Annotated in this window: 33 protein-coding genes and 2 tRNA genes; 12 read left to right on the top strand and 23 right to left on the bottom strand. The window is 37.6% G+C overall.

The annotated features are described in order from the left end of the window. Window positions 1–107 precede the first annotated feature (107 nt). The 3 genes from feoB (at window position 108) to KQP79_RS07300 (ending at window position 2,929) form a co-directional block, all read left to right on the top strand. Entirely contained in the window at window positions 108–2,594 is a 2,487-nt protein-coding gene (gene feoB / locus KQP79_RS07310; RefSeq protein ID WP_004311369.1) for a ferrous iron transport protein B, read from the top strand. After that, window positions 2,591–2,806 (top strand): hypothetical protein, encoded by a 216-nt coding sequence (locus KQP79_RS07305; protein ID WP_032856147.1) that lies wholly within the window; start codon window positions 2,591–2,593, stop codon window positions 2,804–2,806. Before feoB ends, KQP79_RS07305 begins: the two co-directional genes overlap by 4 nt. A 51-nt stretch (window positions 2,807–2,857) precedes the next feature. Then, window positions 2,858–2,929, top strand: a tRNA-Cys gene (locus KQP79_RS07300). A 118-nt stretch (window positions 2,930–3,047) separates the two neighbouring features. Here KQP79_RS07300 and KQP79_RS07295 read toward each other — a convergent pair. The 6 genes from KQP79_RS07295 to KQP79_RS07270 form a co-directional block, all read right to left on the bottom strand. After that, window positions 3,048–3,788 carry a Fic family protein gene (locus tag KQP79_RS07295; protein WP_061447823.1) on the bottom strand — a complete coding sequence of 247 codons (741 nt, stop codon included), beginning with the start codon at window positions 3,786–3,788 and terminating at the stop codon, window positions 3,048–3,050. Between the two features lie 243 nt (window positions 3,789–4,031). Beyond that, window positions 4,032–4,382: a hypothetical protein gene (locus KQP79_RS07290; protein ID WP_055236455.1), complete on the bottom strand. Its 351-nt coding sequence runs from the start codon at window positions 4,380–4,382 to the stop codon at window positions 4,032–4,034. Between the two features lie 221 nt (window positions 4,383–4,603). After that, window positions 4,604–4,966 (bottom strand): S24 family peptidase, encoded by a 363-nt coding sequence (locus KQP79_RS07285; RefSeq protein WP_061447824.1) that lies wholly within the window; start codon window positions 4,964–4,966, stop codon window positions 4,604–4,606. Window positions 4,967–4,971: 5 nt separating this feature from the next. Beyond that, complete coding sequence (locus KQP79_RS07280; protein ID WP_061447825.1) at window positions 4,972–5,352, bottom strand: hypothetical protein; 381 nt, start codon at window positions 5,350–5,352, stop codon at window positions 4,972–4,974. Between the two features lie 204 nt (window positions 5,353–5,556). Continuing rightward, window positions 5,557–5,751 carry a hypothetical protein gene (locus KQP79_RS07275; RefSeq protein WP_055236450.1) on the bottom strand — a complete coding sequence of 65 codons (195 nt, stop codon included), beginning with the start codon at window positions 5,749–5,751 and terminating at the stop codon, window positions 5,557–5,559. Between the two features lie 52 nt (window positions 5,752–5,803). Next, on the bottom strand, window positions 5,804–6,196 hold the full coding sequence (locus KQP79_RS07270) for a hypothetical protein (RefSeq protein ID WP_224262629.1): 393 nt from the start codon (window positions 6,194–6,196) through the stop codon (window positions 5,804–5,806). A 169-nt stretch (window positions 6,197–6,365) separates the two neighbouring features. Here KQP79_RS07270 and KQP79_RS07265 point away from each other — a divergent pair, with 169 nt between their 5' ends. The 4 genes from KQP79_RS07265 to KQP79_RS07250 all read left to right on the top strand — a co-directional run bounded on the left by KQP79_RS07265 (window position 6,366) and on the right by KQP79_RS07250 (window position 8,799). Next, a complete protein-coding gene (locus KQP79_RS07265) occupies window positions 6,366–6,671 on the top strand; it encodes a helix-turn-helix domain-containing protein (protein ID WP_061447827.1) in 306 nt (101 codons plus the stop codon). A gap of 18 nt (window positions 6,672–6,689) precedes the next feature. Continuing rightward, window positions 6,690–7,451, top strand: coding sequence for a Fic family protein (locus KQP79_RS07260; RefSeq protein ID WP_061447828.1), 762 nt, complete (start codon window positions 6,690–6,692; stop codon window positions 7,449–7,451). Between the two features lie 3 nt (window positions 7,452–7,454). Continuing rightward, window positions 7,455–8,006, top strand: coding sequence for a protein adenylyltransferase Fic (gene fic / locus KQP79_RS07255; RefSeq protein WP_061447829.1), 552 nt, complete (start codon window positions 7,455–7,457; stop codon window positions 8,004–8,006). A gap of 67 nt (window positions 8,007–8,073) precedes the next feature. After that, complete coding sequence (locus tag KQP79_RS07250; protein WP_061447830.1) at window positions 8,074–8,799, top strand: hypothetical protein; 726 nt, start codon at window positions 8,074–8,076, stop codon at window positions 8,797–8,799. A gap of 87 nt (window positions 8,800–8,886) precedes the next feature. On the opposite strand, the gene KQP79_RS07245 is transcribed toward KQP79_RS07250, so the two are convergent. The 15 genes from KQP79_RS07245 to KQP79_RS07175 all read right to left on the bottom strand — a co-directional run bounded on the left by KQP79_RS07245 (window position 8,887) and on the right by KQP79_RS07175 (window position 18,757). Further along, window positions 8,887–9,120: a hypothetical protein gene (locus tag KQP79_RS07245; RefSeq protein WP_061447831.1), complete on the bottom strand. Its 234-nt coding sequence runs from the start codon at window positions 9,118–9,120 to the stop codon at window positions 8,887–8,889. After that, a complete protein-coding gene (locus KQP79_RS07240) occupies window positions 9,107–9,589 on the bottom strand; it encodes a DNA-packaging protein (protein ID WP_061447832.1) in 483 nt (160 codons plus the stop codon). Before KQP79_RS07240 ends, KQP79_RS07245 begins: the two co-directional genes overlap by 14 nt. Before the next feature lie 2 nt (window positions 9,590–9,591). Continuing rightward, window positions 9,592–10,086, bottom strand: a complete 495-nt coding sequence (locus KQP79_RS07235) for a hypothetical protein (RefSeq protein ID WP_055237363.1) — start codon at window positions 10,084–10,086, stop codon at window positions 9,592–9,594. Between the two features lie 33 nt (window positions 10,087–10,119). Then, window positions 10,120–10,281 (bottom strand): hypothetical protein, encoded by a 162-nt coding sequence (locus tag KQP79_RS07230; protein ID WP_007754900.1) that lies wholly within the window; start codon window positions 10,279–10,281, stop codon window positions 10,120–10,122. A gap of 4 nt (window positions 10,282–10,285) precedes the next feature. Then, on the bottom strand, window positions 10,286–12,097 hold the full coding sequence (locus KQP79_RS07225) for a hypothetical protein (RefSeq protein ID WP_061447833.1): 1,812 nt from the start codon (window positions 12,095–12,097) through the stop codon (window positions 10,286–10,288). A gap of 57 nt (window positions 12,098–12,154) precedes the next feature. Continuing rightward, window positions 12,155–12,574, bottom strand: a complete 420-nt coding sequence (locus tag KQP79_RS07220; RefSeq protein ID WP_061447834.1) for a hypothetical protein — start codon at window positions 12,572–12,574, stop codon at window positions 12,155–12,157. Between the two features lie 133 nt (window positions 12,575–12,707). Next, window positions 12,708–12,980: a hypothetical protein gene (locus KQP79_RS07215; protein ID WP_061447835.1), complete on the bottom strand. Its 273-nt coding sequence runs from the start codon at window positions 12,978–12,980 to the stop codon at window positions 12,708–12,710. A 76-nt stretch (window positions 12,981–13,056) separates the two neighbouring features. Continuing rightward, window positions 13,057–13,473, bottom strand: a complete 417-nt coding sequence (locus tag KQP79_RS07210) for a RusA family crossover junction endodeoxyribonuclease (RefSeq protein ID WP_118161584.1) — start codon at window positions 13,471–13,473, stop codon at window positions 13,057–13,059. 2 nt (window positions 13,474–13,475) lie between these two features. After that, entirely contained in the window at window positions 13,476–14,843 is a 1,368-nt protein-coding gene (locus KQP79_RS07205; RefSeq protein WP_061447837.1) for a replicative DNA helicase, read from the bottom strand. An 18-nt stretch (window positions 14,844–14,861) separates the two neighbouring features. Then, entirely contained in the window at window positions 14,862–15,509 is a 648-nt protein-coding gene (locus KQP79_RS07200) for a DUF6291 domain-containing protein (protein WP_224262630.1), read from the bottom strand. Next, entirely contained in the window at window positions 15,499–15,810 is a 312-nt protein-coding gene (locus KQP79_RS07195; protein ID WP_061447839.1) for a hypothetical protein, read from the bottom strand. The genes KQP79_RS07200 and KQP79_RS07195 overlap by 11 nt, the downstream gene beginning before the upstream one ends. After that, window positions 15,807–16,112, bottom strand: a complete 306-nt coding sequence (locus KQP79_RS07190) for a helix-turn-helix domain-containing protein (protein WP_061447840.1) — start codon at window positions 16,110–16,112, stop codon at window positions 15,807–15,809. The genes KQP79_RS07195 and KQP79_RS07190 overlap by 4 nt, the downstream gene beginning before the upstream one ends. A 4-nt stretch (window positions 16,113–16,116) precedes the next feature. Then, window positions 16,117–16,428: a hypothetical protein gene (locus tag KQP79_RS07185; protein ID WP_061447841.1), complete on the bottom strand. Its 312-nt coding sequence runs from the start codon at window positions 16,426–16,428 to the stop codon at window positions 16,117–16,119. An 87-nt stretch (window positions 16,429–16,515) separates the two neighbouring features. Continuing rightward, window positions 16,516–17,364, bottom strand: a complete 849-nt coding sequence (locus KQP79_RS07180) for a hypothetical protein (RefSeq protein WP_061447842.1) — start codon at window positions 17,362–17,364, stop codon at window positions 16,516–16,518. A gap of 67 nt (window positions 17,365–17,431) precedes the next feature. Then, window positions 17,432–18,757, bottom strand: coding sequence for a tyrosine-type recombinase/integrase (locus tag KQP79_RS07175; protein WP_118161585.1), 1,326 nt, complete (start codon window positions 18,755–18,757; stop codon window positions 17,432–17,434). 419 nt (window positions 18,758–19,176) lie between these two features. Here KQP79_RS07175 and KQP79_RS07170 point away from each other — a divergent pair, with 419 nt between their 5' ends. From KQP79_RS07170 to KQP79_RS07160, 3 genes are all read left to right on the top strand, one after another. Further along, window positions 19,177–19,830 carry a hypothetical protein gene (locus KQP79_RS07170; protein WP_004311368.1) on the top strand — a complete coding sequence of 218 codons (654 nt, stop codon included), beginning with the start codon at window positions 19,177–19,179 and terminating at the stop codon, window positions 19,828–19,830. 200 nt (window positions 19,831–20,030) lie between these two features. Beyond that, window positions 20,031–23,048: a response regulator gene (locus KQP79_RS07165; protein ID WP_061447843.1), complete on the top strand. Its 3,018-nt coding sequence runs from the start codon at window positions 20,031–20,033 to the stop codon at window positions 23,046–23,048. Window positions 23,049–23,088: 40 nt separating this feature from the next. Then, window positions 23,089–23,967, top strand: coding sequence for a DMT family transporter (locus tag KQP79_RS07160; protein ID WP_022200196.1), 879 nt, complete (start codon window positions 23,089–23,091; stop codon window positions 23,965–23,967). A gap of 59 nt (window positions 23,968–24,026) precedes the next feature. On the opposite strand, the gene KQP79_RS07155 is transcribed toward KQP79_RS07160, so the two are convergent. After that, window positions 24,027–24,100: transfer RNA gene (locus KQP79_RS07155), tRNA-Thr, on the bottom strand. Between the two features lie 94 nt (window positions 24,101–24,194). Here KQP79_RS07155 and KQP79_RS07150 point away from each other — a divergent pair. After that, window positions 24,195–24,797: a TlpA family protein disulfide reductase gene (locus KQP79_RS07150; RefSeq protein WP_004300781.1), complete on the top strand. Its 603-nt coding sequence runs from the start codon at window positions 24,195–24,197 to the stop codon at window positions 24,795–24,797. A 144-nt stretch (window positions 24,798–24,941) separates the two neighbouring features. Here the strand turns inward: KQP79_RS07150 and KQP79_RS07145 are convergent, their stop codons facing one another. Then, window positions 24,942–25,673 carry a class I SAM-dependent methyltransferase gene (locus tag KQP79_RS07145; RefSeq protein WP_022200195.1) on the bottom strand — a complete coding sequence of 244 codons (732 nt, stop codon included), beginning with the start codon at window positions 25,671–25,673 and terminating at the stop codon, window positions 24,942–24,944. A gap of 95 nt (window positions 25,674–25,768) precedes the next feature. On the opposite strand from KQP79_RS07145, the gene KQP79_RS07140 reads away from it, so the two are divergent. Continuing rightward, window positions 25,769–25,954, top strand: coding sequence for a hypothetical protein (locus KQP79_RS07140; protein ID WP_004300779.1), 186 nt, complete (start codon window positions 25,769–25,771; stop codon window positions 25,952–25,954). Window positions 25,955–26,221 lie beyond the last annotated feature (267 nt).

Below are 26,221 nucleotides of genomic sequence, written 5' to 3'. Positions count from 1 at the left end.
TTTTTCTGAATCTTTTAGAGGATGAAAAAAGCTGCTATTTAAAAACATTCTAAATAATTTGCATGCTCCGAAGTTATGAATTATCTTTGCCGAAAATTTTGAGAGTTATGCGTTTGTCCGAATTAAAAACAGGAGAAAAAGGTGTTATTGTAAAGGTATTGGGGCACGGTGGTTTTCGTAAACGTATTGTGGAGATGGGCTTCATTAAAGGTAAAACGGTTGAAGTGCTGTTGAATGCTCCGCTAAAAGATCCCATAAAATATAAAGTTTTAGGTTATGAAATTTCTCTTCGTCGTCAGGAGGCTGAAATGATCGAAGTTATCAGCGAAGAGGAAGCAAAGAAACTGGCCGAGAAGACCGTTTATCATGAAGGATTGCCTGAAGACCTTTCAGTAAAAGAAGAAGATATGAAACGGTTGGCGTTAGGTAAACGCCGTACCATTAATGTTGCTTTGGTCGGAAACCCGAACAGTGGCAAGACTTCTTTATTTAATCTTGCATCCGGTGCTCATGAGCATGTTGGAAACTACAGCGGCGTAACCGTGGATGCCAAAGAAGGTTATTTTGATTTCGAAGGCTATCATTTCCGTATTGTCGATTTGCCGGGAACTTATTCTTTGTCTGCTTATACGCCGGAAGAAATCTATGTGCGTCGTCATATTATCGATGAAACTCCGGACGTGATTATTAATGTAGTCGATTCCTCTAATCTGGAGCGAAACTTATATCTGACTACTCAATTGATAGATATGAATGTCCGCATGGTGGTAGCTCTGAATATTTATGATGAGTTGGAAGCCAGTGGAAATACATTGGATTATCATCTGTTGAGTAAGTTGTTCGGGGTGCCGATGTTGCCTACTGTCAGTAAGAAAAATCGTGGATTGGATACCTTGTTTCATGTTGTTATCAATCTGTATGAAGGAGTAGACTTCTTTGATAAACAGGGAAATATGAATCCGGAAGTTCTTAAGGATTTGACCGAATGGCATGATTCTCTGGAAGATCGTAAGAACCACGAGGAAGAGCATTTGGAAGATTATGTACGTGAACATAAAAAGACGGGGCGTGTCTTCCGGCATATTCATATCAATCATGGTCCTGATATCGAAAAAGCGATTGAAGCTGTAAAAAGTGAAGTGTCCAAAAACGAATTTATCCGTCATAAATATTCTACCCGTTTCCTATCCATTAAATTGTTGGAGAATGATCCTGACATTGAGCGCATTGTGCGGACATTACCAAATGCGGATGAGATATTCCATGTCCGTGATAAGATGTCGAAGCGTGTTCAGGACACAATGAATGAGGATTGTGAATCGGCTATTACGGATGCTAAATATGGATTTATCAGTGGTGCACTGAAGGAGACATTCACAGATAATCACTTGGAGCAGGCGCAGACAACAAAAGTGCTGGATTCGATCGTAACTCACCGTGTCTGGGGATTTCCTATTTTCTTCCTTTTTATGTATCTGATGTTTGAAGGTACGTTTGTCATTGGAGAATATCCGATGATGGGGATTGAATGGCTTGTCGAGCAGATTGGTGACTTGTTACGCAATAATATGGCGGAAGGTCCATTTAAAGATTTGCTGATTGATGGAATTATTGGTGGGGTAGGAGCGGTTATTGTCTTTTTGCCGAATATCTTGATTTTGTATTTCTGCATTTCTCTTATGGAAGATTCGGGTTATATGGCTCGTGCAGCTTTTATCATGGATAAAATCATGCATAAAATGGGATTGCACGGAAAATCATTCATTCCTTTGATTATGGGATTTGGATGCAATGTACCTGCTATTATAGCTTCCCGTACTATTGAGAACCGGAAGAGCCGTCTTATTACAATGTTGGTAAATCCTTTGATGTCTTGCAGTGCGCGTCTGCCAATTTATTTATTGTTGGTGGGTGCTTTCTTCCCGAACAATGCAAGTCTGGTGTTGTTAAGTATTTATGTGATTGGTATTGTACTGGCTGTGGTAATGGCCCGCTTGTTTAGCAAGTTTCTGGTGAAGGGTGATGATACTCCATTTGTGATGGAACTTCCACCTTACCGGATGCCGACAGCAAAATCGATCTTCCGTCACACATGGGAAAAGGGAGCGCAGTATTTGAAAAAGATGGGAGGCATTATTATGATTGCTTCTATTATAATCTGGTTCTTGGGGTATTATCCGAATCATGATGCTTATGAAACAGTTGCCGAGCAGCAGGAAAATTCTTATATCGGCCAGTTGGGACGTGGTATAGAGCCAGTTATAAAACCACTGGGATTTGATTGGAAACTAGGTATTGGCTTGCTTTCCGGTGTGGGAGCGAAAGAATTGGTAGTAAGTACATTAGGTGTCTTATATGCAGATGATCCGGATGCTGATTCAGTAAGTTTGGCAGAACGAATTCCGATTACTCCATTGGTTGCTTTCTGTTATATGTTGTTTGTATTGATTTACTTCCCGTGTATTGCGGCGATAGCGGCTATAAAACAGGAATCGGGTAGTTGGAAATGGGCGCTTTTTGCTGCTTGTTACACAACGGGATTGGCTTGGCTTGTATCATTTGCTGTTTATCAGATTGGAGGATTGTTTGTATGAATAATTGGCAAGATTGGGTAGTCGGAGTACTGGTTGTACTCTGCATTGCCCGCGTCATATATGGAATATTTCGTTTTTTTCGTCGTACGCGAGAAAATCAGAATCCTTGTGATAGCTGTGTAAGTGGCTGTGAACTAAAGGATATGATAGACAAGAAACGCGGAGAATGCGATGTAAAGAAAAAAAGTACAAAGAAAAATTGCTGCGGATAGTTGGTAGTTTCAAAATTTGTACTACCTTTGCAACCGCAAACGAGAAATAATGGTTCCTTGGATGAGTGGCTTAGTCAGCGGTCTGCAAAACCGTGTACGGCGGTTCGAATCCGCCAGGAACCTCACGAAGCCCTTTCAGATGTTTTCTGGAAGGGTTTTTCTTTGCTCTTAATTGAAAATGGTACTACATTGGTACTACAAAACATGATATCAGGATGGTGTTTTGAGGAAAGACTGTTTTTTATTCCTCGATTTCTTTTATTCTTTCGATTTGTCTATTCAGGAAGTAGTCAGCATATAGGGAATATTCTCCAGTTTCGCAAAAAAATAATACCCCTTTCTTGTAGTTCAATATATCAGTCTCCCTTAAAGAATAAACGGGGATAATATCAGCATTCATTAATACAATACTTTCTATCATTCGGGAAGCATGCTTGTTCTTATTAGCGAAAGGTTGTAATTGGGCTATGTTGCAATGAAGATAAACGGCTCGTTCCAATGGATTAGTATATTGTTCCTGTTGATGGAGTATTTCGTCCAGTTTTTCCGAGATCTTATGTAATTCCTTTGTTGGCGTGTACTCTATGCCACTAACGCAAACAGGTCTATTTCTTAAATGCTCTGATTCTTCATCAGGAACTAAACCGGCAGATATGGATTGATACACTCTGAATAAAGTGCTTTTATCTATTTCTTTGCTATTTCTCTCTTTGATATATTCCAGTTCTGTAGTGAATGTGTTGTGTAGGGTGATTAGTATTTCTGCATCTTCATATTTCTTTAGAGAGGTGATTTGGTCTTTTAAGAGAGTTTCTGTTTCAACATAAGTGTAACTATTGCCTTCTATCTTCCCGGAATAGTAACACCATATAATAGCAAGATTCTCAACCTCACTACGATAAAGTTCGGATAGCCGAGCTATGGGATTTGAACAAATAAATGCTGCTTTATTCTGCTGTTCCTCGTTGAATATATGCTTCATGTACTCTAAATGCTATTTTGGTTTTAGTTTCATAGATACGAAGTTACTAAAAAGTTTTGATATTCGTGAGTAAGGGCTTGATAAGTCTTTCATATATGCGTGTGATGACCGGGAAGAAATCTTCATGTTTATTTTATTTCCCTTTTTTATAGCATCCACAAAATCCACATTTTTGAGAATTTCTTTCATACGTGCGTAATGACTGGGGAAAAATCTTTGTAGTGTATCAGTTCCAAATAACGGTTATTTGGAGTTATATTTCATAGTTCTGCGTTTTTGAAGGCATTTTAGAATATTCCCTTCCTCAACAGCTTCTATAATTTCATGTAGTTTATAGTATATATGTCCTCTAGGCTCGGTAATTTCGTCACCTTCTTCGTCTACCATTGTTTCAATACCAAATTGATAAGGGAATATAAATTTCCTTTTAATCAACTCTCTAATGACTCCACGTCCAAAACGTCTTTCTGCATCAGACTTGCATATAAGAATTTTTTTGTTTTTGAGGTTTGCATTCCTTTCATTCCTGTATGCTTCAATACCTAATTTAATGCCAATCTCAATGGCTTGCTTAATAATCGGATCTATTTCCATGTCTTTTTCTTTTTGTTAAGTTGACAAATGAACAAAAATAATTGGAGTTATTACGACATTTTAATATTTTTATTTGTGGCGTTTATCTCATTCATATATAAATAGCGATCATAAAAAGAAAGCCCGGCAACCGTATTGTTACCGGGGTGGCTTTGTTGATGGCGTCAACTTTCAATGTGTCGGACCGTGGCCCCTAGCACAAACTTATTTCTTATTATATGCTATTTTATTCGTTGTAACGTATTACGTTGTGATTCAATCACTCTTCCGACCTTAGTAATATTTTTAATTTCTACAAAAGCATCTGGATATTGTCCGGAAACGTTTAAAGAGTGGCATCTTATTGCATCACGGGTATTATCATACTCAATTATTTGCCTAAACAGGTAGCCTTGCTCTATCTCAATTACCCAAAAGCTATTTAGATCATTACTTATATTGTTTCTAAAATCGTCAATGCTAAAGGGCTTCACTATTAATCTATCTCCAGCTTCAAAACTGGATCGTGTTCCATTATTCATGCTATCACCTTTAACTTCAAGGGCTATTGTCTTTCGTATTTCGTTTTCTAATTGCGTGTACATAGTATCTAAAGTTGTATATTAGCGTTATATTTTATATTGTACTCTCGTGTGAGTTTCTGGCTATATCTTTCATGTTTTCGGGCTTTCTTCTCTATTCTCTTACATTCCTTTTCTTTCTTTGCTACCTTCTTCATGATAATGGCTCGATGTTTATTCCATGCCTCATTATTGCCTTCTAATTCAATCAGCCGAGCTGCCACATGCTGGATCGTGGAATAATAAGCATCAATCATTTGCTTTGTACTTATTGCTGGAGTATCTATCATTAACTCTCTTTGGTCTATTGATAAATTACTAAGCTGGTGTACTCTCATTTGCTCTTTGATGAACTCTTGTAATTCTACATTTTTCTCTGTGATTAAATCTTGTAAATCAAATGTTTCCATTGTTATTAAAGTTATATTTATATTGATTGATTTCTGTTGTTATCGTTAAACATTTCATCCCATACGCAGAAAGCAAGAAGGATGATACAAATAATTAGTGTAGCGTTCATAATTGATTAAATATCAAAGAAGTGTTCTCTCTTTCTCCTAAATATCCTATAGCCAGTGTATAGGCATCCAAATACTATCAATATCTCCATCTCGTTATAGCTTAATGGTTGTAACCTGTTGGTATATCGTGGAGGCTCTTATTATCTCTAATGGTGTGCCAGTCACTTCTATTGCTGTGTACTCTTCGTATTCGAATACATTATGCTTTAATCCCTCTATCTTTAGCATGGTGGTAATATCCTCTACTTGCTTGCTCTCATGGAGCTTGTAAACCTTTGTTTCTGTCATTGTATATGTTTTATGATGGGGTTGGGGTGAAACCACCCCATCGGGTTAATAATCAATCACCACAATAAGAACCACACCCGTAGCCCATTGTACGGCTAATACGGTTTTGGTACTCATTATAAGAGATGCCCTCTTTGCGTGCTGCTATCTCGCCTTTCATGCGTTCTGCTTTAGCTTCCGCTTCTCTTCTGATACGGTCGGCTTCGATTTGTGCACGAAGAAGAACCGAACTAATGGCGGCTTGCTCGTTCTCTTCACGTACCTTTGCTTCACGTGCTTTAGTCTCCGCTTCGATTGCATGGCGTTCTTCGGCTACTCTAACCTCAAACTTTGCCATGTTCCAAGATTTACGGAGTGCATCGGCAAATGTCGGGTACTTTACATGAGCGTTTTTATAAAGGTTGTGCGCTCTCTTCATTATCTTGCTTAAATCGTAACGTGCCATATATTTATATCGTTTTGCATTATTATTGCGATGCAAATATATCGTATTAAAATATAATACCAAAATAAATAGCACAAAAATATCATGTATAAGAATATATTTAACCTTTGTTTATACTTTTGTTCGATATAATGTAGTATGTTTGTACTATAATCTAAAACGATATAATATGGAACTAAGAATTAAAGATGTATTAAAGGAAAAAAAAGTGACCGTTGTATCACTTGCAGGAATGATAGGGATAACCCAGCCAAATATGAGTAATATTGTTAATGGTAAATCTACACCTTCTCTCGAAACACTGGAAAGGATTGCCAATGCTTTAGAGGTTGACATTACAGAACTGTTTGTACCTTCTTCTTCCGGTGGTATTATTGGAGTAATCCGCATAAGAGATATCAATTACAATATAAATAGTGTGCCGGACTTGTCCCGGTTGCTGGATAGAATAGAAAGCGGAGAAATTGTTTTATAATATCAAAGTAGAATAGTCATGAATGAAGATTTAAAACTGTTGTTAGATAAAGCCGATACACTCAAAGGAGAGTTATCCGCTTTACGTCCATTACCGGAAGATGCGCTGCAAAAGATACAGGATGCCCTGGATATAGAATATACTTACGAAAGTAACCGGATCGAAGGCAATACCCTTACATTACAGGAAACTGCCCTAGTAGTAAATGAAGGAGTTACCATATCCGGCAAATCTATGCGTGAACATCTGGAGGCTATCAATCATAGCGAGGCTATTGATTATATCAAAGATATAGCGAAGAAGGATATAGAGATAAGCGAACGTACTATCAAAGAAATACACGCTCTTATCTTGCATGGAATAGACCGTGAAAATGCCGGGAAATATCGTACCGTTCCCGTTATGATTTCCGGTAGTACCCACATGCCGCCACAACCTTATTTAATACAGAAGCAAATGGAGGATTTTGTGATAAAGTACCAGCAGATGGAGGAAGAAAAAGTACATCCGGTACTTATAGCCGCATATCTTCACGACGAACTTGTACGTATTCATCCGTTTATTGATGGAAACGGGCGAACGTCACGTTTATTGATGAATCTTTATCTTTTACGGAATGGGTATACATTGGTTACTTTAAAAGGTAGCAATGAGGATAAAATAAGTTATTATAAAGCACTGGAAGAATCTCATACAGAGAATAAGCCGGAAGCCTTTCAAAAACTTGTTGTTGAGGCCGAAATAGCCTCTTTACAAAGATATTTGTCTATAATGCAATAGGGTATGAATACAAATGAAATAGATAAATTGAGCTTTGCAAAAGCTCATGCCTTGTTTGAAACTGGAGATATAGATCGTATTGAGGTGGGAACCGTAAAAGGATTGTGTGACATACACCGTTATTTGTTCGATGGGTTGTACAGGTTTGCTGGACAGGTGCGTACGTTGAATATAGTAAAGGGAAACTTTCGTTTTGCTAATTGTATGTATCTTGATGTGATGCTCCCAGTAATAGAAAAGATGCCGGAAACGAAATTTGAGGAAATCATTGCTAAATATGTGGAAATGAATATTGCCCACCCGTTTATGGAAGGCAACGGTCGTACTATGCGCATTTGGCTCGATATGATACTTAAAAAACGTCTTGGCATGGTGATTGATTGGCAGAATGTGGATAAGGTTCTCTATTTGCAAGCTATGGAAAGAAGCCCGATTAACGACCTGGAACTGCGAACTTTGTTACATCAAGGATTAACCAACCAGGTAGATGATCGAGAAGTTATATTTAAAGGTATTACGCAATCTTATTATTATGAGGGTTACGAACCAGAATAATGAAGAGGTTAGTAATCCATTTTGTTCTTTATTGTGGAAAGGACGTCAATGTAAAAGCAAATCAAATATGAATAAGAATATCAATCTTAAGTATTCAGTCAAAGGATTTTCAGATGCAAAAGCAACTGAATATTTGGAAGAACTAAGAAATAGGATTGTAGTCAATGATTATACAAGACCCCTCATATTTATCAAATATGGTAAACTGAATGTATTAAATGGACTCAAATCTATAATATCAGAAATATGTGATTGTCTGATAATTGGTAATGCACAAGCTGCTATAACTCTAACAAATCACCTATTTGAGAATAGTTTGAAACAAACATTGATAACATGGGATTCACAGGGTAGACGATTTAATGATTCTGAGAGGATAGATGAAACATTCAAACAAGAAGTTGAGGACTATGATAATAGGGATATTGAACCTAATATTAAGAAGTGTAAAAGTAAAGGTTTGATAACCAAAGATGAAGCTGAAAGATTGATAAAGCTAAAAAATATATACCGAAATACCTTTTCTCATGCTTCTTATTCAAAACTATTTAAAGAATCTTCTACTGTTATATACTCTGGTAGCTTGAATGAACCAACAAAAATAAAAGAAGAAATTGTAGATGTCTCCAAAGTTCCATTTTTATATTTATTGGCTCAAGAGCAATTTGCAAAGAAAAATGCTTTGATTTATTTTCTGGAAGTATATGAGTTCATAGATAAAATGGATAAAAAATTATTGGATTTATATCCAGAAGTGAAAGAACTTGTTTTGCAACGGGAAAATCAGCTTTGATTCCCGACAAAATAGTTGTAAATATGTATTAAACATACCCCGTTCCTTGATTGGTTCGGGGCTTTTGTTTATACTTAACCATTAAAACTATAATTTATATTCTTCATTCAAACGCTTTATAGCCTTTTTTATTGTTGAGGCTGATAACTTATACTTGTTTGAAAGAAAGTCCCGAATTTCGGCTTCTTTTCGTCCTTCTGCAAGCATATCTCTATACTCATAGAACATATCAAGATACATTATATCATCTGCGCTCACTCCGTTTCTGTTCATTGTAGCGAGTAGAAAGCGGCTTGATGCTAAAACCTCATATACTTTCATCTGCTTTGGGAATATAAGGTAAGAAATCAAAGCCTTTAAACTCTTTACTGTTGATGGTATGAGTTACCTTTTGTTTATCAGAAAGACCTATAATTCGGGAAACTATATTGGGATTAAACGCACCAACAATAGCACCTTCTAATTGTTGTGTCCTGATGACATTCTCTATGCGTGTAATGACTACGGAAAAATCTTCATGACTACCTTTTTTAAAATCGTTCCAAAAGGACTTACTAACATCTAAATAAGCCATTAACCCGGTCAGAGAGTAAGGACGTTGTGTAGGGCTTTCTTCTTTTTCCTTTATTTCTCCTTTCGTTTTATTCTTGATTGCTTTCCATGGAGTCCTGTCACAATAGGCAAAATACTCACAGGCTGCTTCCCACAACTGTTCAGGAGAAGCAAAACGCTTGCTTCTCCCATGCTTGTTTCTCAACTTCCAAAATTGGTTTCCTTTAGGTGCAGACATAACTAATGTTCTTTTAATTGTTTGATTAAATCCGCTTCTTCCTGATTCTTGACTACAACGGTCAATCCGGTAGAAACTTCTCCGGAATGCTCGGTGTTCTGTTTGTTCTTCCATCTGTCAGGAGCAAGGTTTGTGAGAAGGAATATTCCGGCTCCCACATTAGGTTCAACACGGACATTTTTTCTTACTTCCTTTTTCAACTTCTTTTTCTTGCCTTCCATGTAGTATTCAGAAGAAACCTGTTCGTATTCATACCCGATGGCAGACCTTGCGAGGGAGGAAACGACATTGCGTTCCAACCCGTTTTTGAAATCTTCTTTCGCCTTTTTTATAGCATTCCCGAAAGTTTCATTTTCCATCCATCGGTAATAGGTACTCTTTCCGATTCCCATTACATTACAGAAGTCAATAAGCTTTGCACCGCCATAATCTATAAGTCCGTTTTCACATACCCAGTCAACGCACTTTTGAATTGTTTCTTCATTAAATTTTGCCATATCTTCAGTAGTCTTTTATATTTAATCATTAAATTACAAATCTCCCAGATGATCCAGAGCTTCGTCCGGTATTTCCATATTTATAGCCTCCTCCATAGAGATAGAATGTCCCAAATACTCTTCTAAAAGCATTTTTCTAGTTTGATTGGCCTGTTCGGTAATACTCCGAATCTTTTCTTCTACATTTTCTTCCATGTCATTACAATTTTAAAAGTTTACACTCGCATATATCGTTCTCTTTGGTCTTTATCTCTATGATAGCCAGATAACAACCATATTGAGCCAAATAAACCGGTATATCCATCTCTAAGTCCCGTAACTCGATACTGTTAAGACGGATATACTCGGTCACTATCTTTGCATTATTGATTAGTCCTTTGTACGTCTGATAGTTATTTGCAATTAAGGTAGTCCATTCTAGTCCCTTGAATATTCCCTTTGTGCCATCAAGAAGTAATATTCGGGGATTGGCTTTATTATACTGTAGTTCTCCGTTATCGTTGTAGGAATACAAAGGAATATAAGCAACGCCTCCTTTTGTACTGCAGGCGGAGAAAGGCAAAGTAATGGCATCACGTTCGTACTCAATCGTGGCATCATCAACCTGGATATTTCCGTCATAGTTTCCCATGACATTATCATCTTCTTTATACCGGAACCAGTTGTTTTGAGCAATGTTATCAAGGGTGTACTGTAAGTTTCTTGGCGTTACGCTATTATAAGCCATTATCACACGATTCGTCCAGTCTACAGCTTTAGATTTGTTTGCAGACAGATTATCGAAGGGAATAAACTTGATCCCGTTTTCGCCGTCCGGTAAGGCAAACAAACCGACCATTGAGGCAACGGCTTTAATGAAGTCTATTTGCTTGATGTCCGGAAGATTGGGAACTAGAGGAAATTTCTCACCAAAAGATATTTCACCCTTAGTCTTTAGATACAGATTTATATTACTATCAGATTCAATAAAACAAGAATTTTGATCTATGGATGGTCTTGGAGTAAGACTTAAATCAAATTTATACCCATCTTTTATATCTACTTCATAACTAAATTGAAAATAAAGAGATTTATATCCGTCTTTTTGTTCTATTTGAGGATATATAGTTTTACTTATTACAGGAGATGTATTTGCGCTATCTTCATATACGTTAAGTATTATAGGATAATCGGATGAAGATGTACTATATGTATATTTTATTCCAATATATATTTCTCCACTTATTAGTGAAGCTTCATAATTTGATTTCAAGAAAGTGTTTTCTGAAAGAATCTCTCCATAATTCTGTTGTGTAGCATCTGGGATTGAAAAAACAACATCGCAAGAATTAAATCCGTCATATCTAAGACCTGAAGCCTTTATAATAAATGGGAACTTATCAAAAAGGGGTTGTGAATCATTCCTTGTCAAAAGAGGAATAATCATTTTGTTTATAACAGTAAGCTTGTCAGACGGGAAATTAAATGTCACTCCGCTTTCTTCTTGAATCCTATAAAGTATCCACCATACAGGTACTACTGGATGACGCCAAACGTTTGGATCATTAGAGTTAAACCCGTAGTCAATACGTGGAAATCTTTCCGAATTTTCTCCCCAATTTTCCCAAACAACCCAATCTGTACCCTCAACTGTTCCATATTCCAAATCCGTTAGCTTCTTGCCATCGTTTACTACACTGGCGAAGTTAGTGACATTACCCCAGGTAAGAGCTATTTCTATTGATTCATTAATCTCTAGCAATACTACAATTGCATCTTTGATTATCTCAATGCCATTCCGTAATAACGTACCTTTATGCTTTAGGTACGGATAACGGCTTATTGAACTGGGAAGATGTGCGCACTCAATCAAAGCCAGATTATTTGCTGTTTTAGGCAACCTGATTGTATAACTGCTATTACTTACAATTTTACTAATATCGGTTAGCAGGTTACTTTTATAGCTCAAAGTAATATCCGTCTTATTAAGATCGGCTTTTGTGTTATTGATATATAATTCATCTCTTGTCATAGCATATTTTTTATTTATACCGGGTAGACCATCCGAAGCAGACCTACCCGGTATCGGTTATACAATCTTTGCCAGTGCGGAAATGAGTTTTTCCAGTTCTTCCCCTTCAATGGAAAAGCCGGGTTCCTCTCCGCTATCTTCCCTTATTTGTCTGGCCTCGTCGCTTTCATCAATGGTGATAACTGCGAGGTTGGCCGGTGTTTCGTCCGGGTTTATTCCTCTGTATACCGTGATTTTGTCCACGAAAGATTCGGTTTTAAGGTCTATTCCAGATTTTGGCAGTTCTTCACTACCTAATTTTAGCAACTGAATCCCTAGTTTACGGGCTTCTTCCGCATTTAGGTGTACGGTGTTCTCTTCTGTTATGGATTCCCCGTTTACTGTTTTAGTGATAAGGACCTCGTTGTTATCACCTCTTCTCACATAAAGATGTTTTTCACTATCTTTTCTTACTCCGAAAAATGTTTCTTGTTTCATGACTTAAAAAATTAAATTGGTTAATAAAATATTTGTTCTCTAATTCTTTTGCAACGATTAGACAAACACCTATCCGGTAATACTTTTCCTCGCTTGATGGGCGTTTACTTGAATGGTTCTTTTTAAAATTAGCCTACGAAGGTTTTATAAACCCATTATCTAAATAATATCTCGCTTGCTCATATTTGGGGAATGTCAAAGCCCAATAACCAAAGGCATTGTTACCGGGATAGCTAACACAGTTAAACCGTTTATTTATCTTGCGTTTAAACACTTCATAAATGATTGCTCCTCCTGGGAATATACGTTTGTATAAGTAAACTTCAGTTTGGGGATTATATCCGATTTGGATAAATCGCTCTTTGTTCTTAATGAACTCTTTTCCTAATTCTTTAATTGCTTCCATAACTTTTAAATGTTGCTCTCGCTCATTTTTAGGTGAACGAAAATAATAATCTATTCTTTTTTATACTCTTGCTTATCTAGCAGGTAAAAATGGTATGGTTCGTCTTATTTGGGCTGAATATATTTTTTTGCTCGTTTATCTCTTCCATACCAAACTCTACTCTCGGATTCCGTCGGTCTATCCGTTTCTCCGCATGAATCTCAAAACATAGGCTGTCGTTTGTAATAGCCTCAACCATTTGCAAGCAATCAAGGATCGTTTTTAGAGCATTATCCAGGTCGAAGCGAATATTCCCATGCCAAACACGAATAAATAGCTTGAAACGACCGGAAATGCGTTTCCCTCGATACTTCTTGCATTGTAGGCAGAAGGATTTCTCATACTCCCTGATCCGGTCGTTTTTGATGATCCGTTTCTGGCCGTCTTTGCCCGGTACGGCTTGATAGTTGTTTGCTTTCGCTATCACTTGCCCGTAGATTGTTTCTATTTCCATAGCTAGAAGGGATCAGGTTCAACATTTGCCGAAATAGGTATATCCTGTAAGTCGTAAAAGTGAGTGGTCGGAGCATCGAACTTGCAAATGAACTTCATTATCCCGATGTTTCGGCCTTTGGCAACATCTATCATTGCCGTACTTTTGGTGTCTACATGGGAAAACTCTCCTGGGTATGATTTGCCTTTCACTTCCGGACGATAAATCAACATAACCATATCTGCGGCTTCTGCTATTTGTCCGCTATCTCTCAACCGGGCTATAGAGGGAACCGGGTTATCTTTGTCTCTGTTGAGTTGCGATAATGCGATAATCCAGATATCAAGCTCTTTTGCTAGATTTTTCAAGCGTCGTGCCACGTCGCCCATCTGTTGCTCCTTATTGGCTCCCTTCATGTTTACATTGAGAATCTGCAAATAGTCAACAGCCGCACCGTCTATATCATACTTCCGTTTCATGTACCGGATAGAGTTTATTATACTGTCTATATTGCTGGTACTGTTATCGTCGAAATATATCGGAAGATGAAGCAATCTAGCCAACCCTTTATCAAAGCTTTCTAACTGGGAGCTTGTTAATTGAGAGTACATGATTTGATTTGCCGGTACTCCGCTTTCAATAGAAGCCAAACGGGACGCAATTTGCTCTTTTCTCATTTCCATTGAATAGATTATGCTCTTTGTACCTGAAAGTGCCGCAAACCGCAAAATAGACATTAACAGGGATGTTTTACCCATGCTTTGCTCTGCCGCAATGATTATCAAATCGGATTTTTGCAATCCTCCTGATCTTCTATCAAACTGATCGAATCCGGTAGGCGTTCCGGTTAATGATGTCTGACCGGAAAGATTGCGGTTCACTTGTTGGTGTACTCCTGTCAAACCATCCTTTAGCGTGTATATGTTGTCCGAAGATTGCCGGAACATACCAGATAGGGATTCGACGGCTTTTGTTTGCACCTGTTCAATATCTTCCTCTTCCGAGGCGGAATGTTTCAGAAGAAACAAACCTATCTCCCTGAATTTGCGATGTACACTCAAATCAAACAAGCGGTTTACGTATTGATTGAAATCAAGCGTCATGCCATCCAGGTGTTTTAATAATTCGGCCACATTGAAAGATATTCCCATTTTATCAAGACACCCTTTTATTGCGATTGGTTCGGGATGATCTCCACGGGATATAATTGTAAGAATAGCCCGGAATATGTTGCGGTTAAATTCGTCATAGAAACAATCTTCCGTCAGATTCTCCGGTATCTCCCCATTGGATAATACAGGACTGGTTAATGTGCCTAACACTGCCTTCTCACATTCCAAATCATGCAGCGGGCATATATTGTCTATCAAGATTTTCTCTGTCTTTGCCATAGTTGTAACAGTTTAAAATTATCGTTCTCCGAATTTCTTCTTCAATTCGTCTAATGTGCTACGATATACATTAGTCCGTTTCTTGGGAAAGTCTTTCCAGTTGTTCAAGCTTTCAAGGACATCGCAAATTTCTTTCTTGGTGTATTTGGCAAGAAGCTTTTGATATTCCGGTTCTGTCATTTGCGTTTTTACCTTCAGTACGAAAGGACAATGTTTATCTAGCCATTGATTGAATTTTATAAATTCTTCGGATGGAGATGATAAAGAAAGCTCGTCTTTCTTTGATACGATAGTACTTTCTTTATTAATATCCTTATTCTTATCCTTATTTACATTCTTATCCTTATTAGCTTGTACTTCGGTTGTACTCTGGTTAACTTCCGGTTGTACTTCGGTTGTACTTTTTGAAAAGCGGTTGTTTTTATTCCCTTTGGGAGCACCACCTTTACAACCATTTTTCCAACGTTGTGTATTAGCGTCAAGAAAAGGACGTATTAACGAAAATAAGGCTTTGGGAAATCCGGTTAATTCGGGCTCTTTCATGTCGAGGCTGTAATCTGTTATCGCTTCATACATAATCAACTTATCAGCGTCCGATAAATCGCTCATGCTCTCTTTGAAACTGCGATAGAAAATAAACGTATCTCTTTGTCTTTTACTTTCCATAGGCATCCTCCCAATCAATAGACATTTGCCGTTTATCCGGCTCTAACCAATATAGTTTTCTTCTATCGTCCAGACGAACGTCTTTAATATCCCAGCCTTCATCATTGCGGAGGGTGGAGATTACACGTCTGGCATCATTCGAATTTGTTTCAGCGTTGATTTCTTTTGCTGTTACCTTCCGGCCAGATAAGAAAATAGATCGTACCTGTTGGATGATTCGTGAGGAATGATTATCTTTGCTCCTGTCATTAAGGGGATTGGCAGTTGTGGAGGCTGCTTTTTTCTTTTCTTTCATAGTCATGCCCTCCGATATTTGAATACGACCTGTTTTTTTACAGCCTCATCAATAGCGTCTGCTTCATAAAGGATTCTACTACCTACACGCTTGGAGATAAGAAGTCCGTCTTTTGTTATCCTTGCCAATGTTGGTAAGGTGACATGAAGGATTTCAGCGGCTTCTTTTCGAGTGTAGAATTTTGGTTCTTTCTTTGATGCGGCTAATACTCTCTCTGATACTCTGTCTACTATTTCGTCAATAATAGGGGAGATGAAGCCCATAACGATCTGTTGCGTCTGGGTAATGTTAATGTCTAACTTTCCCATGTCTTTAGGATTTAGATACCTTTTTCAAGGCGTTATTAATATCACTATCAGTGTAATATACACGTGAACCAACTTTTCGGGCGTTAATAATCCCCAACTTAGTCCAGTTATCTAAAGTAACAAGGGAGATTTGTAGCTTTTCTGCTGCTACTTTACGTTTGTAAAGTCCGTCTTTGGGACTTACGTCTACTTTGAGAGTAGAATCTATTATATCAGCCAACTTCTTGTCAAGTAAGCGGCTCAACATACTTTCAAGGTCACTCATTGTTGCGCCTTGAATAAGTATTGAATTAGGGGTAGAAATAAATTGCTCCATAACCTTTCGTTTTTGATTACGGAGCAAAGTTTGTTTGCGTTTTATTGCTTAGGATATCCTAACCATATCCTAAATTAGAGTAGAATCTTAAACTTTTCCTCTTTTTATTTTATCTGCCAAAGAAATCAGCCCCACACTTTCAAAATATGAAGCAACAAAATCACAATCATTATTAAAGCTGTTTTTTTCTTTTTCAGAATCAGGATCTTTCCTTTCAATCAACTTATATGCAGTTGTATTTTGCGGAAGTGATTCAGATTGTTTACCTGTTAAAAATTGGATAAATCCAGCTATGGCTGTTTTATCAACATTTCCTGTGTTAATTCCTAACTTGGATAATAATTCAACAATTGCCATTGTTTGTCTTTTAGTCGTAAATTGCCTACTTCTAGTTGGGCTATTTCCTATTTCGGATTTTATAATATCAGTCAGGTCAACTTCTGAACGTTCCCTTTGTATACCTACAGATTCAATATTAAGACCGAAATCATAAAGGGTATTAAAAAGGATATTTTCAAACGGAATAAGTTCTTCCTTGTAAAAATGGGATAAACGTTTATTCTCATAATCTTCGTTTTTTAGTTCAATAGAGATATCATTTTCTGATTTTATATAATAAATTCCTGAATCAATACCTAATACAATTTTGTCGTTAAAACTATCGTCTATAAGTTCTTCAATGACTGTTTTATGAGCATTGTTGTTGTTTATCAGAAGCTTAGCATATATATATCTATCCTCTCTACAATGTAAATTCAATAATTTATTGGTTATATTATCTAATGATTTATGCATTAAATCATAATCAATAATGCGGCTTGAATAAATATCATATGATTTAGTTTGATAATCCTTTAATGGACTGATATCTGAATCTATTTTTATCTGTATTAGTTTGTTTCTGAAATCGTAATAAAAGGCTCGTATATTTTCCATTTTTACATAACTTTTAATAAACAATCATTTTTTTGTTGCTTCATGAGGGTGTTAAAATGTCACATTCTCATTTAGCTATTCGTAATTTCGTGAAATAATCTTCTTTTGCTGCTAGCATACTCTTTTCTGATTCATCCAGTTTAAGATATGTTTTTAGTTGCTGCTCGCTGCTGTGTCCGGTGATAGCCATTATAGAACTTAATGAAGCCCCGGCTTTATACATATTGGTTGCTAAACTTCTCCGGCAGGTATGAGTTTTAAGAAGGTCGCAGAAACGTTTTTTAGCGGTATACTCCATCGCTCCCCGTTGTTCGTCAAACTCTACTATTTCCGTCCATCCTAAAGCTTCGCCAATCTCTTTAATATGGTCGTTTATCTTTTGGTCGTAGACTTTGGGAAGTGTACCGTTATATTTGTCAAGGATAGTTGCAACACGATAATCAAGAGGAATATAAACGATATTTCCGGTCTTTTCCTGTTTAAGTTTGATGTACTTATTGCCATCGGTAAGGGTAACAATCATCTTTGCATTGATGCGCTTATAATCACTTACACGTTGCCCGGTCAGGCAACCGACAACAAACACATCTTTTATCTTTTCCCATGCCGGACGGTTGGACAAATCGTACTCATAAAGTTCCTGTATTCGTTCTTCAGTCAAATAGACATTATCAACATCTTTATAGATTACATCAAAACCAAACCGGACGTTTGCCGCATCCATAAGTTTAAGCTGCTCGGCTGCATAACATATCGTTTTGCATATCTTCACCATCCGAGCGATAGTATTAGGGGAATATTCCTTATCTGTGAGGAATGATCGGAAGTCATTATAAAACTCTATTGTCAGGTCCTCAAAATCAATAACCTTTAGCCTTGTTTCCTGATACGCTTTAAACTGGGATTGAAAGCCTTTGTAGCTCTTGATTGTTCCAAGAGATATATTTGTGGTTCCTCCTTTCTTTTTCCGTTTTCCGGTTTCACATTCGTGAATGAATTGTGCTATGAAGTCGTTGAAGTTGGTAGCCTGTTCTTCTTCTAGGGCTTTAGCTTCGGCTTCTGCTCGTTCTTTCTCGGCTGCTATCTGTTCAGCATATACTATTTCATGTATACGCTCTTTAGCCATGTCGGAAGTTATGGCTACACCATTTTTTATTAGTGCGTCAATCGTTGATGAAATAGCGTCTAGTTTAAGGTAAAGTTCTTTTCCTTTGCCTGTCCTGAAAGCTGTTAGAGCTTTGGCTCCTGTTAAAGATTTGTTCCACTCTTTTATATCAACCTCTAATCCGGTAGATACTCGAATGTTAATCTTTGGAACCCTGTTTTGTATGCGAGCGTATAAGGTTGCATATCCTTCGCTTTTGTCAGTTCTCAAAATGAATGTTGCACCCATATTTTTACTTTTATAAGTTGGTACTACAAAGATAGAGATTCTTTTTGATTTGGTACTACATTGGTACTACAAACTTTTATCTTATTTTATTCTATTTTCTTTGTGTGATAAATAATTTATTGTATTTCAGTATATTATAAAAATAATGTTTTATCTAATAAATAAGGAAAATAAAGAAAAAGAGGTTCGCCAGGAACCTCAAGTAACACTTTGAATTCCTTGAAAGTCAAGTACTTTCAAGGAATTTCTTTTTGGGGGGACCATTCTGGGGACCAATTAGGTAGTATATTATGGATATACCGTTACTGCATGCGCTAATCCTTTTTATTTTAGGTTTTTCCCTACTGACAATTATGGAATTCACTTATTTATTCTGATTTTCCTGCGTTACTTTTGTTCTAAATCAAAAGAAAAACGCCATGAAAAAGATTTTATTTATCCTGTTTGTTGCCCAGTTTATTTTGGCTCCTTATATAATAAAGGGCTATGGTGCAAATCTTGTTGAAGATAATTATGAGTATTCGGGAGTTGACCAAGGGAGAGAGACTGTTGAAAAGGATATTTTAGGTAATATCATCATCCGTGATGATAATGGTAATAGAAAGACTATTGAAAAGGATATCTTAGGGAATATCATCATTCGTGATGATAAAGGCAATAGAACGACTATTGAAAAGGATATTTTGGGGAACATCATTATCCGTGATGATAGAGGCAATAGAACGACTATCGAAGAGGATATTTTAGGAAATTTCATTGTTCGTGATGATAAAGGTAATAGAAAGACTATTGAAGAAGATTTTCTAGGAAATACCATTATCCGGGACGATAAGGGTAATAGAAAAACTATAGAGAAAGATATTCTGGGAAATACTATTATTCGCGATGACAAAGGTAATAGAAAGACGATTACAAAAGATATCTTTGGGAATACTATTATCGAGGATGATAAGGGGAATAGAACAACTATTAAAAAAGATATTTTTGGAAACGAAATAATTGAATATGGTAACGGTCATGGGAAAATTATTAAAAAGGATATTTTTGGAAATACAGTCATTGAGGAGTATTAAAATGTACTTTTTAAAATGATAATATATGGGATGTCATTTGAGATAGGGGTTATTCACAATATCGTGGATAGCCCCTTATTGTATGTTATAACCTGGCAATAATATTTTCGCTATAAAATCATATTATAATCGTAAAAGTGTATATATTTGCATAGTGCGGAGATAAAATATTTATTTCTAAGTTATTCAAGGATAAAGAAATGGAACACAAACAATTACTAACTGTATTTAATTCACTTCCTGTTGGAATAGGTTTCTTCACAGCCGATGGCACTCTGGTAAGATGCAATGAAAGCTTCTGCCGAATTTTTGGCGCTGACTCGCAAACGCTTCTTGGTAATAAACTCAACATAAATGAAAATTCTGTGGTTCCTGACGTGGTGAAGGAAGCAGTTCGTCGTTGTGTTCCGGTACAGATGAGTTTTTTGTATGATTTCGATAAACAGAGAACCGATAAACGCTTTTTCTCTACGCGTACCCGGACCTGCTATTTGAAATGTAATGGTAATCCTCTTTATGACAATGATGGCAAGTTTGTTAATTACATTTTTATCTTTGAAGATATTACAGAAACGGTGAAAAGTGAAGAGGTACTCCGTCAAAGTCGCCGGAAAACGGAGCTTGCTATGAAGGCAGCCAACATCATGTTTTGGGAATTTGATGCAGTGGCCAAATTATTTTATAGTGATAATGAACCGCTGAATGGATACGATCAGTCTAAGCCAGTTAGTATGGCACTATATCTGGAGACTTTGCATCCGGATGACCGTAGTCAGGTTACTGAAGTAATGGAAAGAATGAGCAATGGGGAAGATTTTTCTTTTTCTTTTGATAGCAGGGTTATGTTACCGGATAGCTCAACCTGGCAATTTTGTACGATAAGCGGTGCTCCTTATGAATTTGATTCTAATAAGAAGGTATTGAAATATGTTGGTACCCGAAAGAATAATACGGAGGTGCAGAAAAAGGAGCAGTTCTTCTATAATATATTAAATAATCTTCCGTTATCTGTTCATATCAAAGATGTAGAGAATGATTTCCGCTATGTTTTTTGCAATGAAGAGAGTAAGCTCATGTTTGGTACCAGCGAAGATAAAACTACTTATGATGTGCTGAGTGAAGAAGAAGTAGAGCGTATTCAGAAGACTGATTTAGAGGTATACAATACTGGGAACCCTTATTTCGGCATGGAACGTATTATACTGAAGGATGGACGCAGCTATGATACTATTGTTCGCAAAAGTATAATTGAAGATGATGGCAAACGCTTTCTGTTAAATACCCGCTGGGATCAGAGTTTACAAAATGAACTGAAGCGTCGTGCACAGCTGCTAACTGTCACTATGGAAGCGATGAATGCCTTCACCTGGTTTTTTGAGCCGGCTAAGAACAGGGTGAGTTTCGGTGAAGGTTTTGATAAAAATGGGAAAAAGGCATCAGAAATTAATTCGGTCGAGAAATATCTGACTCTCGTACATCCTGATGACCGACAAAAGTTTGCTGAAACTTTGCAAAAGGCGGTAGAACTAGGAAGCGGTGTATGGGATGTGGAATATCGCATTGACTTTAAAGGAGATGGCATGTATCAATGGTGGGAAACGCGTGGCCTTGTTGAAACCACAACTTTGAACGATGCTCCTTATAAGTATTTGTTCGGTATGACGCAAAATATCGATTCCTATAAGCAGACTGAATTGACCTTACTAAAGAATAAAGAAATACAGGACGCTTTGGTACGACAGAATGAACTGGTTCTTAACAATACGAATTCAGGGTTGGCCTACATCACGAAGGAATATATGGTTCAATGGGAAAATATTTCGTTATGTTCAAAAAGTCTTTCTTTTGAAGCCTACAAAAAAGGTGAACTTTGCTATAAAAGTACATATAATCGTACTTCTCCCTGTGAAAATTGTGTGATGCAACGTGCTTTTGTTTCATTACAGACGGAACAGATGAAGTTTTCGTTGGACAGTGCGCATACCGTTGAAGTGTTTGCCACTCCCGTAGTTCTTGAAGATGGATCTGTGGATGGTGTTGTAATTCGCGTGGATGATGTAACGGAGCGTGAAAAAATGATTAAGGAATTGCAGGAAGCCAAACATCAGGCAGAGCAGTCTGATAAATTGAAATCTGCGTTCCTGGCGAATATGAGTCATGAAATCCGTACTCCCTTGAATGCTATTGTAGGTTTTTCGGAGTTGATGGCTTATGCCGGAGAAGAAGAAAAGGCGGACTATATCCAGATTATTAATAGTAATAATGAGTTATTGCTAAAACTGATAAATGATATACTTGATTTATCCAAGCTGGAAGCCGGTTCGGTAGAACTGAAATACGAACCGTTCGACTTATCCGAACATTTTGAAAACATGTTTACTTCCATGAAGCAGCGCCTGAAGAATCCGGATATCGTGTTAACTGAAATCAATCCTTATCACTGTTGTCGGGTAACTCTGGACCGTAATCGCGTGGCACAAATTATAACGAATTATGTCACTAATGCTATCAAATATACTTCAAAAGGTTCTATTAAAATGGGATATGCATGTAAGGATGGAGGCGTCTATTTTTATGTGAAAGATACCGGTATAGCTGATGATAAAAAAGGAAAAGTATTCCAGCGTTTTGAGAAACTTGATGAGTTTGCCCAAGGTACCGGACTTGGACTTTCTATTTGCAAGGCAATTGCAGAAGCTATGGGAGGTAAAGTCGGCTTTGAATCGGTACACAATGAAGGATCGCTGTTTTGGGCATTTTTACCTTGTGAAGTCGATACACTTTCTATGGTAGAAGAGAAGAAAGAAGAGAATATCTCCGGAGGAGAGTTTGGTGCGAATGACGAAGTGATGGAGAAGAGTGCCGGTCGGAAAACAATTCTCATAGCTGAAGATATACAAAGTAATTATCAGCTGGTGTCTACTATCCTGAAGGATCATTATGATTTACTGCATGCGGAGAATGGGCAAAAGGCAGTGGAAATAGCGCGTAGCCAACATGTCGATTTGTTGTTGATGGATATGAAAATGCCTGTACTGGATGGATTGAAGGTTACAGCTGAAATACGTAAGTTTAATGCTAGCTTACCTATCGTCGCACTTACCGCCCATGCTTTCGATTCTGACCGGATTGCTGCAATAAAGGTCGGCTGTAATGAATATCTGGTTAAGCCGATTGAAAAAATGAAATTAATGGTGGCATTAAAGAAATATTTATAATCTTTGCATTGTGAATATCTGGAATTAGTTGAATATATCGATGAATCGTATTAAAGGTATACTTTATGCGGCGGTATCCTCCTCCACTTTTGGGCTGGCTCCGTTTTTTTCTATAACTCTGTTGTTAGCTGGTTTTTCGGCTTTCGAGGTGCTTTCTTATCGTTGGGGAGTGGCTGCTATTGTATTGACACTGTTTGGATGGTGTTCGGGATGTAATTTCCGGCTGGCAAAGAAAGATTTGTTAGTCGTTTTTTTATTAAGTTTGTTGCGGGCAACCACCTCATTCAGTTTGCTCATTGCCTATCAGAATATAGCCACGGGGGTAGCATCGACTATTCATTTTATGTATCCGTTGGCTGTATCATTGGCAATGATGTTTTTCTTTCATGAAAAGAAATCTCTTTTGGTGATGCTTGCTGTTTTAATGTCTTTGTTTGGTGCTGCTTTACTGTCATCGGGAGAGTTGGAGGCGAAAAGTGGTGATACAATAGTAGGATTGGTGGCGGCTTGTATTTCTGTCTTTTCTTACGGAGGATACATCATTGGGGTTCGAACAACACGAGCCGCTCAAATCAATTCCACTGTACTGACATGTTATGTTATGGGGATGGGAGCTGTTTTCTATCTGATAGGAGCTATGGCAACTTCCGGGCTTCATCTGGTGACAGACGGTTATATATGGCTGATTATTTTAGGACTTGCATTGCCGGCTACGGCTATTTCCAATATAACTTTGGTACGGGCAATTAAGTATGCGGGACCTACACTGACTTCTATTTTAGGTGCGATGGAACCACTGACAGCCGTTGTGATCGGTGTCTTTGTTTTTAAAGAACTGTTTACCCTGAATAGTGCTATTGGAATTCTTTTGATTTTGTTGGCTGTGGGTATGGTAGTATTTCGTAAGCAAAAATCTTAAAGAAGATATTAATAAAAAATGCTGCTTATCTGATGTGATAAACAGCATTCATTCTGGAGAGCCTCTTGTCGGATTCGAACCAACGACCCCGAGATTACAAATCACGTGCTCTGGCCAACTGAGCTAAAGAGGCGTTTTTCTTTTGCGGGTGCAAAGATATGAATTTCTTTTAAAAATGCAAATACATCGCATACTTTTTTTATATTTGCAAAGTTACCAATGATTAGATGAAAATGAAAATTATGAATGTATGTAGTGTGGCGCTTTTAGCCATAGGTATATGGGCTTGTTCCGGACAGAAGAAAGGAACGGCGAATGTTGAAGTTGCAACAGATAGTGTAGAAGTAACTGCGGATGCAAAATCAGTTCAGGCAGATAGTACAGGATATATTGTTCGGGTAGGAGAGATGGCTCCGGATTTCACAATTACCTTGACAGATGGGAAGCAAGTGAGTTTATCTTCCCTTCGTGGTAAAGTTGTCATGTTGCAGTTCACTGCAAGCTGGTGTGGGGTTTGCCGTAAAGAAATGCCGTTTATCGAGAAGGATATTTGGTTGAAGCATAAAAATAATGCAGACTTTGCTCTGATTGGCATTGACCGTGACGAACCGCTTGACAAAGTACTGGCTTTTGCAAAATCTACCGGAGTCACTTATCCGTTAGGACTGGATCCGGGAGCTGATATCTTTGCGAAGTATGCATTACGTGAATCTGGAATAACGAGAAACGTGTTGATTGATAAGGAAGGGAAAATTGTAAAGCTAACTCGTTTATATAATGAGGAAGAGTTTGCTTCTCTTGTGCAGGCAATTAATGAAATGCTGAAATAAAAGAGAGCCTTCATCAGATGTTTCCAACGGAACATATATGAGTATATAAAAATAGTAACGCTATCCTGATGTGATGGCGTTACTATTTTGGTTATATAGTGACGCTATCCGGAGTGTATACCGTCACTATATGAAGATGCATTTTCAAGCAATGCTAAGTTTGACCAGGTAATCGTAATGCTTTCCTTCTTTTATCAATTCTGCCTTAAAACCACATTCGGAAGCATATAAGCTAAGAGTCTGGAAATCTACATATAACCAGTCGAATGTGTCTCCTTTTACATCTTTATATTGCATTTGGAAGTCGATCTCTCCGTAGTAATCTCCGGCCAGATCGATGACTATGCTACCGTCTTCCTCTTCAAAAAGATAACGCAAATCACTGGAATCCATAAATATGCATCCACCGGGGTGGAGAATACGTTTCATCCGTTGGAAAAATTCGGGCATATTATTCAGCCGTCCGATGATTCCGGAACCATTCATGAGCATTAGGATTGTATCGAATGTTTCGGAAAATGTTTCATCAAAAAGGTTGATGAGGCGGGGATCGTTCACTCCGCGTTGTTTCATTACTTCGACAGATAAGGGAGAAATATCAATGGCGCATACGTCTTTTCCCATTTCCTGAAGTGCCAGCGCATGGCAACCACTTCCGGCACCTACATCCAAAATCCGTCCAGTAGCCATTTGCAGGGCGGTACGCTCTAGTATAGGCATAGACTGTATACTACGAAACAGTTCTTTGACGGGAATTTCATCTTCTTCGAATTGAGAAGAAAATACCCGCAAACGATCAGCTCTATGATGGTTGAAATAGTCAGAAATAGCGGCTCCCATCGGGTCCTTTTCTGCAGAAAGAATTGTTGTTGCCATTGGTGGTTACGATTGTTAACTTTGCAAAGATAAATAAATCCGTAGAAAAGGGTTATCTTTGCCATCGGAAATGTTGAATACTAATAAATGATTATATGAGTATAGAAGAAGCAATCATGGGTGGTATCGTTTTTAAAGGTAAGAAAGATAAGCCCAAAGAAGAGGAAAAGGTGAAAACGAAAGCGAAAAAAGCGACGTATATTCGTGGACAACATGGTTCGGGTGCAGCGAAGATGAAAGCAGATATCCGGAAGAAAAGAGCTAGCCGACATAAAAAATAAAGGCTGTAGCAATAAACGGATCATCAATCCGGTTGCCTTTTAGTCATTGAGGAGTGGCTTTTTTCTGATTAAGCAACTGGCAAGGTGGTGTTTATTTTCGGATACATATTTATAGTATTTGTTGTTTTAGGTATATATACTATGTGTTTGATAGATCATATATTCTACATAAAAAGTGGGAGGTGTGTCGTAATGCACGATGCACCTCTTTTTTTGTTCATCACTATACAAATCTGTTCACTTTCTTTAAGCTGCGATCTTTTGAAG

Origin of the sequence: Bacteroides sp. DH3716P (assembly GCF_025914115.1) — a bacterium.
Taxonomy (GTDB): domain Bacteria; phylum Bacteroidota; class Bacteroidia; order Bacteroidales; family Bacteroidaceae; genus Bacteroides; species Bacteroides ovatus.
This window is presented reverse-complemented; position numbering and strand designations above follow the sequence as displayed.

What these genes read in the sequence shown, in the direction of transcription:
- feoB (WP_004311369.1), top strand. Translation starts at nt 108, where the DNA reads ATGCGTTTGTCCGAATTAAAAACAGGAGAAAAAGGTGTTATTGTAAAG.
- KQP79_RS07305 (WP_032856147.1), top strand. Translation starts at nt 2,591, where the DNA reads ATGAATAATTGGCAAGATTGGGTAGTCGGAGTACTGGTTGTACTCTGC.
- KQP79_RS07295 (WP_061447823.1), bottom strand. Translation starts at nt 3,788, where the DNA reads ATGAAGCATATATTCAACGAGGAACAGCAGAATAAAGCAGCATTTATT.
- KQP79_RS07290 (WP_055236455.1), bottom strand. Translation starts at nt 4,382, where the DNA reads ATGGAAATAGATCCGATTATTAAGCAAGCCATTGAGATTGGCATTAAA.
- KQP79_RS07285 (WP_061447824.1), bottom strand. Translation starts at nt 4,966, where the DNA reads ATGTACACGCAATTAGAAAACGAAATACGAAAGACAATAGCCCTTGAA.
- KQP79_RS07280 (WP_061447825.1), bottom strand. Translation starts at nt 5,352, where the DNA reads ATGGAAACATTTGATTTACAAGATTTAATCACAGAGAAAAATGTAGAA.
- KQP79_RS07275 (WP_055236450.1), bottom strand. Translation starts at nt 5,751, where the DNA reads ATGACAGAAACAAAGGTTTACAAGCTCCATGAGAGCAAGCAAGTAGAG.
- KQP79_RS07270 (WP_224262629.1), bottom strand. Translation starts at nt 6,196, where the DNA reads ATGGCACGTTACGATTTAAGCAAGATAATGAAGAGAGCGCACAACCTT.
- KQP79_RS07265 (WP_061447827.1), top strand. Translation starts at nt 6,366, where the DNA reads ATGGAACTAAGAATTAAAGATGTATTAAAGGAAAAAAAAGTGACCGTT.
- KQP79_RS07260 (WP_061447828.1), top strand. Translation starts at nt 6,690, where the DNA reads ATGAATGAAGATTTAAAACTGTTGTTAGATAAAGCCGATACACTCAAA.
- fic (WP_061447829.1), top strand. Translation starts at nt 7,455, where the DNA reads ATGAATACAAATGAAATAGATAAATTGAGCTTTGCAAAAGCTCATGCC.
- KQP79_RS07250 (WP_061447830.1), top strand. Translation starts at nt 8,074, where the DNA reads ATGAATAAGAATATCAATCTTAAGTATTCAGTCAAAGGATTTTCAGAT.
- KQP79_RS07245 (WP_061447831.1), bottom strand. Translation starts at nt 9,120, where the DNA reads ATGAAAGTATATGAGGTTTTAGCATCAAGCCGCTTTCTACTCGCTACA.
- KQP79_RS07240 (WP_061447832.1), bottom strand. Translation starts at nt 9,589, where the DNA reads ATGTCTGCACCTAAAGGAAACCAATTTTGGAAGTTGAGAAACAAGCAT.
- KQP79_RS07235 (WP_055237363.1), bottom strand. Translation starts at nt 10,086, where the DNA reads ATGGCAAAATTTAATGAAGAAACAATTCAAAAGTGCGTTGACTGGGTA.
- KQP79_RS07230 (WP_007754900.1), bottom strand. Translation starts at nt 10,281, where the DNA reads ATGGAAGAAAATGTAGAAGAAAAGATTCGGAGTATTACCGAACAGGCC.
- KQP79_RS07225 (WP_061447833.1), bottom strand. Translation starts at nt 12,097, where the DNA reads ATGACAAGAGATGAATTATATATCAATAACACAAAAGCCGATCTTAAT.
- KQP79_RS07220 (WP_061447834.1), bottom strand. Translation starts at nt 12,574, where the DNA reads ATGAAACAAGAAACATTTTTCGGAGTAAGAAAAGATAGTGAAAAACAT.
- KQP79_RS07215 (WP_061447835.1), bottom strand. Translation starts at nt 12,980, where the DNA reads ATGGAAGCAATTAAAGAATTAGGAAAAGAGTTCATTAAGAACAAAGAG.
- KQP79_RS07210 (WP_118161584.1), bottom strand. Translation starts at nt 13,473, where the DNA reads ATGGAAATAGAAACAATCTACGGGCAAGTGATAGCGAAAGCAAACAAC.
- KQP79_RS07205 (WP_061447837.1), bottom strand. Translation starts at nt 14,843, where the DNA reads ATGGCAAAGACAGAGAAAATCTTGATAGACAATATATGCCCGCTGCAT.
- KQP79_RS07200 (WP_224262630.1), bottom strand. Translation starts at nt 15,509, where the DNA reads ATGGAAAGTAAAAGACAAAGAGATACGTTTATTTTCTATCGCAGTTTC.
- KQP79_RS07195 (WP_061447839.1), bottom strand. Translation starts at nt 15,810, where the DNA reads ATGACTATGAAAGAAAAGAAAAAAGCAGCCTCCACAACTGCCAATCCC.
- KQP79_RS07190 (WP_061447840.1), bottom strand. Translation starts at nt 16,112, where the DNA reads ATGGGAAAGTTAGACATTAACATTACCCAGACGCAACAGATCGTTATG.
- KQP79_RS07185 (WP_061447841.1), bottom strand. Translation starts at nt 16,428, where the DNA reads ATGGAGCAATTTATTTCTACCCCTAATTCAATACTTATTCAAGGCGCA.
- KQP79_RS07180 (WP_061447842.1), bottom strand. Translation starts at nt 17,364, where the DNA reads ATGGAAAATATACGAGCCTTTTATTACGATTTCAGAAACAAACTAATA.
- KQP79_RS07175 (WP_118161585.1), bottom strand. Translation starts at nt 18,757, where the DNA reads ATGGGTGCAACATTCATTTTGAGAACTGACAAAAGCGAAGGATATGCA.
- KQP79_RS07170 (WP_004311368.1), top strand. Translation starts at nt 19,177, where the DNA reads ATGAAAAAGATTTTATTTATCCTGTTTGTTGCCCAGTTTATTTTGGCT.
- KQP79_RS07165 (WP_061447843.1), top strand. Translation starts at nt 20,031, where the DNA reads ATGGAACACAAACAATTACTAACTGTATTTAATTCACTTCCTGTTGGA.
- KQP79_RS07160 (WP_022200196.1), top strand. Translation starts at nt 23,089, where the DNA reads ATGAATCGTATTAAAGGTATACTTTATGCGGCGGTATCCTCCTCCACT.
- KQP79_RS07150 (WP_004300781.1), top strand. Translation starts at nt 24,195, where the DNA reads ATGAAAATGAAAATTATGAATGTATGTAGTGTGGCGCTTTTAGCCATA.
- KQP79_RS07145 (WP_022200195.1), bottom strand. Translation starts at nt 25,673, where the DNA reads ATGGCAACAACAATTCTTTCTGCAGAAAAGGACCCGATGGGAGCCGCT.
- KQP79_RS07140 (WP_004300779.1), top strand. Translation starts at nt 25,769, where the DNA reads ATGAGTATAGAAGAAGCAATCATGGGTGGTATCGTTTTTAAAGGTAAG.